The sequence below is a fragment of the Candidatus Cloacimonadota bacterium genome, assembly GCA_011372345.1.
Classification (GTDB): Bacteria; Cloacimonadota; Cloacimonadia; order Cloacimonadales; family TCS61; genus DRTC01.
Window position 1 is genome coordinate 1 of record DRTC01000519.1, and the last position, 2,806, is coordinate 2,806.

The window sequence follows — 2,806 nt, forward strand, 5'->3', positions numbered from 1 at the left end:
TCAAAGATCTGATGGATATCTTTTTTCTCCAGGACAGCGAAATTTATTTTACGGAAGAGGTGAATTAGGTAAATTATTTATGAGTAAAAATCTTATTATTGTAGAGTCACCCGCAAAAGCAAAGACGATCGGAAAATTTTTAGGAAAAGATTTTGTGATAAAAGCTTCCATGGGTCATATCCGGGATTTACCGAAAAAGGAATTTGGAGTAAGCGTTAAAAACAATTTCAAACCAAAATATGTTACTGATCCTAAAAAAAGAAAGATCGTACTCGAACTGAAGAAGGCTGTTCAAGATGCTGATGAAATATTTCTTGCTTCCGATCATGATAGGGAAGGAGAAGCAATTGCCTGGCATCTGGCTCAACTTCTGGAAAAAGAGATCGCTGATAAGCCTCTGCACAGGATTATTTTTAATGAAATTACGAAAAGTGCTATCCGCAATTCAGTAAAAAATCCGGGGCAGATAGATCAGAATAAAGTAGATTCCCAGCAGGCAAGAAGAGTTCTGGATAGAATTGTCGGGTATAATATCAGTCCTCTTTTATGGAAAATAATAACTACGAATTTAAGTGCCGGAAGAGTTCAATCAGTTGCTTTGCGTTTAATTTGTGAGCGGGAAGAAGAAATTTTAAAATTTGTTCCCAAAGAATATTGGAATATTGAAGCGCTTCTTAAAAAGGAAAATCTTCCTCCGTTTAAAGCTGTCCTTCAGAAATGGGAAAATAAGAAGATAGAAATTCCCAACAAAGAATTCTCTGATAAAATCCTAGCTGAAATCAGGGATAAGGAATTCATTCTAACCAGAATAAAAGATACTTCGCGAAAAATCCAGCCATCTCCATCTTATATTACAAGTACAATGCAGCAGGATGCAGCGAGACTCTTGAATTTTTCCGCAAAAAGAACCATGCAAGTTGCCCAAAAATTGTATGAAGGAATCGACTTGCAGGGTGAAACAGTCGGGCTGATAACATATATGAGAACCGATTCTCTGCGTATTGCTAATGAAGCTCTCGATTCTTGCAGACAATTAATTACTGAAAGATTCGGGAAAGAGAAATTGAATCCTATAACGAGAATTTATAAAAATAAAAGTTCTGCTCAAGATGCTCATGAAGCGATCCGTCCTACAGATCCGTTCCGAACTCCGGAAAGTCTGGCAGATTATCTTAACAAAGAACAACTCAAACTTTATACACTGATCTGGCAGAAATTTGTGGCGACTCAAATGATACCTGTTTCCCTGAAATCAAAAAATCTTGAGATCAAGGTCGGAAAAGCCGGATTCAATGCTATTGGCAGTACGATCGTAAATAAAGGTTTTATGGAAGTGTTTCCGCATATTAATGTTAGTCTTGGTGAAAATATCGATCAAGGTTACTTGCAAAATGACATTCTAATACCTGAAAAGATAGAAGGAATCCAGCGTTTTACCAAACCTCCTTCCCGTTTCACCGAAGCTTCTCTGATCAAAGAACTGGAATCAAAAGGGATCGGCAGACCTTCGACTTATGCAGCCATAACTTCGACTATTCTTTATCGCAAATATGTAATCCTTAAAAAAAAGCGTTTTTTCCCAACAGAATTGGGAATTACTGTAAATAGTTTTCTGGTTAAGAATTTTGACGATTTTTTTAATGTTAAATTCACTGCAGAAATGGAAAACAGTCTGGATGAGATCGAATACGGAAATATTGTCTGGTATAAACTTCTCGAGGAGTATTATAATTCCATGAATAACCTGATCGGAAAAGTGGATTTCAAAGAAGCAAAAAAAAGTATTACCGAAGAAACTGATATTATCTGTGATAAATGCGGAAGTAAAATGGTTCTTAAATGGGGAAGAAACGGACAATTCCTGGCATGTTCCAATTTTCCAACCTGTAAAAATATAAAAAGCTTCACCAGAGATGAAAAAGGAAATATAAAAATATTAGAGTCGGAAAAAACAGATGAAAAATGTCCGCAATGCGGTAGTGATCTGATCATAAAAAATGGTCGTTTCGGGAAATTTATTGCATGTTCCAATTATCCCCAATGCAAATTCACAAAACCTTATACTCTCGGGATTAAATGTCCCCAGTGCCATCAAGGTGAAATAACCGAAAAGAAAAGTAAGAAAGGCAGACTCTTCTATTCCTGCTCCAGATATCCTGATTGTAAATACATTTCGAATTATAAACCAATCGATTTGAAATGCCCAAAATGCGATCATTATTATCTGGAAGAGAGATATTCAAAGGAAAAAGGAGAATACAAAAAATGCCCCAAATGCGGAGAAGAAATTTATTAATCAGATCCGTCCTCCGCAGCAGTGCAACTGCGGAGGATTGAAAGTCGCGAAGACACAAAGAAAATCAGCTACTAAAACAAACTTAACATCCGACATCTGTTGGATGTTAAGTTTTAACAGAAATTCGGATAGAAATTAGCCACGAATAATCACGAAGATAAACTTAATAATTTGTAATAATGTAGCTCGGAACTTGTTCCGAGAATTTTTTTTCCAGATTCTATTACTTAAATTTTCATCTCGCCAAAAATTTAGTTAAATTTCTTTCTTTATAATTTTATACAGGATAATCCTGTTTTGTTGGAAATCCAATTCAATTTTATCCACGAATTTCACAAATATTTTGTTTTAATCCTTGATTTGCTGGATATTTCAATTCAAATGAAAGCGACAATGCGCATTGTCGCCTTCGAACAGGGGTTTCAATCCTTGATTTGCTGGATATTTCAATGATTTGCTGGATATTTCAATTCAAATATGTTCGGGAACGGACAAAGTCGTATGTAACAA

The 2,806-nt window shown here is 35.6% G+C and carries 1 protein-coding gene; it reads left to right on the forward strand.

Annotation, left to right across the window (positions count from 1 at the left end; translation table 11 throughout):
• The first annotated feature begins 79 nt into the window (after nucleotides 1–79).
• A complete protein-coding gene (topA, locus tag ENL20_09965; protein ID HHE38881.1) occupies nucleotides 80–2,296 on the forward strand; it encodes a type I DNA topoisomerase in 2,217 nt (738 codons plus the stop codon).
• Nucleotides 2,297–2,806 lie beyond the last annotated feature (510 nt).